General features: G+C 66.6%; 4 protein-coding genes. 1 reads left to right on the plus strand and 3 read right to left on the minus strand.

Annotated features, from left to right (window positions below):
* Both WEG36_04190 and WEG36_04195 read right to left on the minus strand, forming a co-directional pair.
* Window positions 1-1,030, minus strand: a 1,030-nt coding sequence (locus tag WEG36_04190; protein MEX1256800.1) for an outer membrane beta-barrel protein, incomplete at its 3' end; no start/stop codon positions are given.
* Window positions 1,031-1,231: 201 nt separating this feature from the next.
* Window positions 1,232-3,664: a DUF2723 domain-containing protein gene (locus tag WEG36_04195; GenBank protein MEX1256801.1), complete on the minus strand. Its 2,433-nt coding sequence runs from the start codon at window positions 3,662-3,664 to the stop codon at window positions 1,232-1,234.
* Window positions 3,665-4,301: 637 nt separating this feature from the next.
* Here WEG36_04195 and WEG36_04200 point away from each other — a divergent pair.
* Window positions 4,302-5,234: a hypothetical protein gene (locus tag WEG36_04200; GenBank protein ID MEX1256802.1), complete on the plus strand. Its 933-nt coding sequence runs from the start codon at window positions 4,302-4,304 to the stop codon at window positions 5,232-5,234.
* Between the two features lie 59 nt (window positions 5,235-5,293).
* Here WEG36_04200 and WEG36_04205 read toward each other — a convergent pair.
* A partial coding sequence (locus WEG36_04205) for a hypothetical protein (GenBank protein ID MEX1256803.1) occupies window positions 5,294-5,477 on the minus strand: 184 nt, incomplete at its 5' end.

Here is a 5,477-nt window from a genome sequence, read left to right on the forward strand (position 1 = left end):
AGTCCGCGCGAACCGCCGCGAGATCGGTCTGATACGCCTGCCAGACGCCCGGCCGAACCGGAACGTAAACCGTCTCGTAAGGCGCCGTCGCTCCGGTGTTCGCGAAGAGCGGCACGCCATCGTATTCGCCGACCTGCATGATGTTCGCGCAGTTCAGGCTCACTTCCCCGCCCGACTGCACGTATTCACGGTCCTGGAAGGGGATCGGCTCGTCGTTCTCGAACCAGCCGCGGCCGGCTGCGTACTCACCGGCGAACGCAACGCCCGGCCCGAGCGCCGAGACCGCCACGCGCTGCGGTCCGACGAGGGTGTCGCCCTGCGGCGTGATGTAGACCGTCACATTCTCGCCGGTCGCGAGGCAGATCTGCGTCGCGGTCCCCTGCGGGAGCGGCGGCTGGACCTGCTGAGTCACGATGACCGTGTCCGGAGGAGGCGCCGGGAGCTGGACGATCGTCTCGACCGTACGGTCGCGGAACATGAAGCTGAGCCCCGCCTGGACGCCCAGGTTGATCGTCTCCGGACGGGGATTCGCGAACGCCTCGAGGTCCTCGGACACGTAATATCCCGTCCCCGCGAAGCGCGCCGAGAAACGCTCGTTGATCTGATAGCGAAGCCCGAGGAGTCCTCCGGGACCGCCGCCTCGCGCGCCGACGTTGCGGATACGGGTGTAGTTGTCGTAGGCGTATCCGGCGCCGAACATGAGGCCGAGGCTCTCACTCAGCCAGTGCGTGTAGACGAGCCGCGCCTGGTAGAGCTCGTGGGACACGAAGGTCGCGCCGAAGACACCGGGGGTGTCCGTCAGCTCCGGCTCGGCGTAAGAGCCCTCCACCTCGATCGCGAGGTTCGGGATGATGAAGACGCCCAGCCTTCCTCCGATTCCGGGCGCGTTCTCGATCGCCACGTCTTCGTCGAAAACGGTATACCGCCCGAACACGCCCAACTCGACCGCACCGGCCTGCTGGGCGGAGATCGAGTTGGGAAGGAGGAGCGCGGCGCCCGCCGCGATCGCCAGGATGAGTCGTCCCTTCATGGAGCCTCCTCTAATGGTAGGAACTCGAAGCTGAGATCCGCGCGCCGGACGCTTACGACCCCTGACCCGAGACACGCTTTCGGGGAGCGAGGGGCGGGACTCCAGAATAGACGCGCCAAAGCCTCGCCGGAGAAATCGCCGCAAATATAGTCGCGGGCTCAACGTCGCACAATACTCGTTTTGTCTGATTCCCCGCCAACCTCAAGGGGTTCCGCGTGTCCCCCCCTCGGCGGTGACGAGGAAGGTGTCCGCCTCGTCCAGGAGCCCGTCTACGACTTCGTCCTCGCGCCCGAGCTGCAGGGCGGCATCCGCGAGCTGCATATAGAGGAAGTAAAAATGCAGGGGAATATTGAGGGTCGCCCGGTCCGCCCAGATCTCGCGACCGCGGAGGCCCCGGTACAGGAACACCTCGTCCGCGAGGGTGAGCGTGAGATCGAAGTCCACCCATCCCCCGCCCGTGTTTTCCGACGCCTGCGTGAGCCCCTCGATTTCGTCCAGGGCCTGAATTCGAAGCCGCGAGGTGATCCCCTGGCGGACGGCCCACCGGTCCATCCCCAGACTTCGCACGAGCCCACCCGAGCTCGCGAAGTGGATCGGCCTCTCGCCCAGCGACTCCTGGATGATCGCGAGGGCGAGCTGGTGCTCGCGCTCCAGGATCGAGCCGCCCGGATACTGGAGGACGACCGCGCCTTCGGGAGCGCGAAGGGTCACGTTCAGGTCCGATTCCAGTTGGGCGCGGCCGATCCCCGCGAGCTCCGCGTCGCTCAGGGTCGTGATCGGGCGCGTCGGCATCGAGTCCGGGGTCTCGTAGAGTCCGAGCCCTTCGGGGTCCTCGAACGGACGTTGGCGGGATGGGGAGGTCAGATAACGCAGCTGTCTCGGATACCACTGCGTGTACAGGTATTGTCCCACGATGACGGTGACGTCCCGCCTGATCCCTTCGACTTCCTGGATGTACCAAAGGGGAAAGGTGTCGTTGTCGCCGTTCGTGAAGAGGATACCGTAGGGCTCCACGCTCTGGAGCATATTGTACGCCCAGTCCCTCGCCGAATAGTCGCCGCTCCGGTCGGCCCACCCCCAGTTGAACACCAGGGGAACGAAAGCGAGTGCGAGGATGGGCGAGGCCAGGGCGAGCCCCTTCGTTTGAAGGCCTCCCCCCGCCGCCCAGCGCCAGGCCGCGACGAGCCCCATTCCGGCGAGGAATCCCCAGAAGTGGAAGGATCCGACGAAGAAGTAGTCGCGCTCGCGCACCTCGCGCATCGCGGCCGGCACGGTCTCCGGGGCGAGGGAATAGCCGGGCTTGAAGTTGAGATAGAGGACGAGCCCGACGGTCAGGGAAAGCGCCAGGACCCCGAGATAGGTCAGGTGCCCCGCTCTCGACCGGAGGGACACGGCGAGCCCCCAAAACCCCAGGCCGAGGAAGACGAGTGTGAAGGGAAGCCTGGGTCCACCGGGGATCGGGGATGCGCCGAGTCCGCGGGCCCACTGCCAATCGAAGTACTGGAAGTAGTTGAGGAACTGGTGTCCGAGGAGCCATCCCCCGCGCGGATCCGGATCCAGGGCGCCCGCGGTCCGCGGATCAACCGTCATGGGCGGCTTCAGGTATTGGTCCCGGCTCAAGTTCAGCGCGAGCGCCCGGCATCCCGCCTTCCCCTGGGAGTAGACCGCTATTGCGGCGCCCGAGATGGTCTCACAGGTCGGCTCCCCCTCGTTGATCACCGGCTGCTGGGCGGATCGGATCGGGAGGACAAAGTTGAAGGCGAGCCCGATCAGGACTGCGGCCACCCCACGGATCCAGAGGTTGGGATTCAGGAAAACCGAGGGCTTCTCCGTGAGAACGAGCGCGACGAGCGCCGGTCCCGGAAGCAGGGACATGAGGTGGTTCGTCGAGCCGAGCACCATCAGGTAGCCGGCCAGCACCAGAAGCATCACGCTCCCCGGCTCGTTCTTCCGGTCGAGCCAGCGGAGGGCCAGCCATGAGACGACCGCGATGATCAACACGCTCAGCGTGTAGACCTTCTCGTTCACGTTCGACTGGTTCCATACCGTCAGCGCGGTCGCCGCGAGAAGCGCCCCGCACCAGGCGCCGACCAAGGGCATCCGGCTCGCCCAACGCTCCGGATCCCAGGGACGCGAGTCCTTCGCATCTCCGTTCCTCGCCGCCTCCCCGCTCCGTGGCGCTTCCCCTGTCCGTGGTGATTCCCCTGTCCGTGGTGATTCGCCTGTCCGTGCCCCCCCTCCGTTCCGTGTAGTTCCCCCGGTCCTGGCAACTCCCCGTTCTCCCGACGCACCCCATTTCCCGCCTCCAGTGGCCCCATCCATCCACCCGCCGAGGACCCGGTGCGTGACGAGGAAGAAAAAGCCGGTCGCAACCGCCGACGTGGTGGCCGCCAGAACGTTGATGCGTACCGCGACCGGGAGTCCGGTCAGCTCGAGGAGGAGGATCCAGACCCTTCCCACCACGACGAAGAGTGGATTCCCGGGGGGGTGGGGAATCCCCATGATGAACGCCGTGGCGATGTACTCGCTCGTATCCCAGAACCAGGTCGTGGGAGCGAGGGTCAGGAGGTAGAGGACAAGAGCGGAGCCGGCCGCTCCCGCCGCGTGGAGGTAGGGGGGTCGCTTCTCGGTCATCGAGCTCAACGACCCTGCGCGCGCGGGGCCCGCCCCGCGTGCTCAGGATCTTCTGGGAAGTCGTCGGGTCGCCTATAGATACCGAGGCCCGACGGGGAGAGAAAGGGGCACACCGGGCGCGGTACGCGGCGTCCTGCCCCAGCCGCCTCCACCGGGAGGGCCCCGCACTGTGTCCCTATGCTACGCGCGACAACCATAGCCCGACCCCCGCCGCAATCGGTAGACTTGGCCCATGCTCACCGGGCTTCCTTCCGCGCTTCGATTCGCACGTTCATGGACCGGACGGCCAGGGGCGGTCTCGCACTCCGAAGTTCAGATTCCCCTGGGGGAGGGCGCGGAGGCCGTCCCCGCGACCCTGATCTCGCCGCAGGAGGGTGCGGGGGTGCGCAAAGGCTCGAAGGAGAGCGAAGGGACGAAGGTGCGCGAAGGGACGAAGGTGCGCGAAGGGACTAGGGTGCGCGAAGGGACGAAGGTGCGCGAAGGGACTAGGGTGCGCGAAGGGACTAAGGCCCGCGCCGGCTCCAGCCCGCACAGAGGCTCGAATGCAGTTGACGGTTCCAGCGCGCGCGATAGCTCGACACGGCGGGGGTGGGTCGTCCTCCACGGGATGACGCCGCGAGGCCGCGCTCATCCCGGAATGCTCCGATTCGCGCGCGCGCTGGCTGCGACCGGGGGGAGGGTCCTCCTTCCCGAGATCCCGGATTGGACCAACCTCCGATTCGCTCCTCAAAGGGCGCAGAACGTTCTCCGCGGCGCTGTCGAGTGGCTCGACCGAGCCCCTGGAACCGCTCCCGGCGGCGTGCTTCTTGTGGGCTTCTCTTTCGGGGCCCCACAAGTGCTCCTGGCCGCTTCGGACACGGAACTGGCGCCGCGACTCCGCGGGGTCGTCGCATGGGGCGGATACGCCGACCTCGAACGGACCCTCCGCTTCACCTTTACGGGCGAGCACCGTTGGCGAGGTGCCTCTCACCGGCTCCTTCCCGATCCCTATGCTCGTTGGATCATGGGAGCGAACTGCCTTCCGCACGTGCCGGCGTTACGGCACCATCGCGCAGTGATCGAGGCGCTCCATTCGCTTGCCTTCGAGGCGGGGGAACGCCAGGTGGACGCCGAGGATCCGTCGCTCGATGGGATCAAGGAAGCCCTGCGAAGCGTGCTCCGCCCCGAAGATCAATCCGTCTTCGATCAGTTCGTGCCGCCGAAGACGGATGGCGACGTAACTCCAAGTTGGACTGAAGGAAGAGGAGCCCAAGCGTTGATTGACTCGATCGCCGCAGAGATGACGCGCGCTCGTGAGTCGGAATCTCCGAGGCTACACGAGGTGACTCCCCAAATAGAAAGAATAAGTGTTCCAGTTCGCCTATTGCATGGCCGATCCGACCGGCTGATTCCCTACACCGAAACGCTTCATCTCGAGGAGATCTTGCGCTCCAGGGCCCCCGACTTATCGGTGCGCGTCCTCGGCCTCTTTGGGCATTCGGGCGGAGACCACGGTCCGGGTCTCCTGCGCAAAGCCGTCGAGAATCTCCAGTTTCTGGAGGCCCTGGCGATGGTCTTTCGAATGGCGTGAGCGGCGCCACCCGCATGAGTGGCGGAGTTCCCGTAATCCGCGTCGGCCGCCCGGCCAGCTCACGCCGGTCGGTCGGCCCCGTCCCTCCGGCAGCGTTGCCCCATCCTTCCGGGCGCTCCGCCCCCACACTCCGGCGGTCCCAGCCGCCAACGCTCCAGTCGCGCCTCCTCCTTGGCCCCGGTCGCCCACTCCGGCAACCCCGCCCCCTCATTCCGGTTGGCCCGCCTCGTTGGCACCGGTCTC

The sequence above is a fragment of the Gemmatimonadota bacterium genome (assembly GCA_040882465.1).
Taxonomy (GTDB): domain Bacteria; phylum Gemmatimonadota; class Gemmatimonadetes; order Longimicrobiales; family Gaopeijiaceae; genus JBBEBG01.